Here is a 1313-nt window from a genome sequence, read left to right on the forward strand (position 1 = left end):
AGCTTCACGGTCGGTGATGCAGTGACTGTGAATGTAAATGGTACGGTATACAACACCACGGTACAGGCAGGCGGTACGTGGAGCGTGAACGTTCCGGGTAGTGACTTGAGTGCCGATGCAGACAGCACCATCAACGTGACGGTGAATGTGACCGGTGTTGGCCCAGTCAGCACTGACCACAGCTATAGCGTAGACATTACTCCTCCGAACCCAGCGGGTGCGGTATTAACGATCGGCACTGTGACCGCAGACAACGTCTTGAATGCGGCAGAGTCAGGCGGCAATGTGACCGTGACAGGTACCTTGGCCGGTATCCCAGCGGATGCAGCGACTACGGCAGTGACCTTACTGATCAATGGCGTGAGCTATACCGCAACGGTTGATCCTGTGACAGGCAACTGGACAGCAAGTGTGGCAGGTAGTGACCTGTTGGCCGATGGTGATAAAACCATTGATGCGACAGCGACCTTCACCGACAGCGCAGGCAACAGCAGCAACATCGCAGATACACAAGTGTACAGCGTCGATGTGACTGCACCGAATGCACCAGACATTGATCCAATCAATGGCACAGATCCGATTACCGGTACAGCAGAACCAGGTTCGACGGTGACGGTGACCTTCCCGAATGGCACCACCGTTCAAGTACCAACAGATCCAACCACAGGGGTATGGACCACACCGAATCCAGGTAACTTACCAAATGGCGGTACAGTGACCGCGGTTGCAACAGATCCAGCGGGTAATCCATCTGCACCAGGTACAGAAGCAGTTGATACAGTTGGCCCAGATGTTTCAGGTACGACTTTAACGATTGGCACTGTGACCGCAGACAACGTCTTGAATGCGGCAGAGTCAGGCGGCAATGTGACCGTGACAGGCACCTTGACCGGTATTCCAGCGGATGCAGCGACTACGGCAGTGGCCTTGCTGATCAATGGCGTGAGCTATACCGCAACGGTTGATCCTGCGACAGGCAACTGGACAGCAAGTGTGGCAGGTAGTGACCTGTTGGCCGATGGCGATAAAACCATTGATGCGACAGCGACCTTCACCGATACAGCAGGCAACAGCAGCAACATCGCCGATACACAAGTGTACAGCGTCGATGTGACTGCACCGAATGCACCAGACATTGATCCAATCAATGGCACAGATCCGATTACGGGTACAGCAGAACCAGGTTCGACGGTGACGGTCACCTTCCCGAATGGCACAACCGTTCAAGTACCAACAGATCCAACCACAGGGGTATGGACCACACCGAACCCAGGTAACTTACCAGACGGCAGTACGGTGACTGCGATTGCCAC

The 1313-nt window shown here is 54.6% G+C and carries 1 protein-coding gene; it reads left to right on the forward strand.

The window, feature by feature from the left end; genetic code table 11:
- The coding region (locus tag MMO42_RS18090) for an Ig-like domain-containing protein (RefSeq protein WP_241321578.1) at nt 1–1313 on the forward strand (1313 nt) is incomplete at both ends.

This window comes from Acinetobacter sp. ANC 3882 (assembly GCF_022549545.1).
In the GTDB taxonomy this organism is placed as follows: Bacteria; Pseudomonadota; Gammaproteobacteria; order Pseudomonadales; family Moraxellaceae; genus Acinetobacter.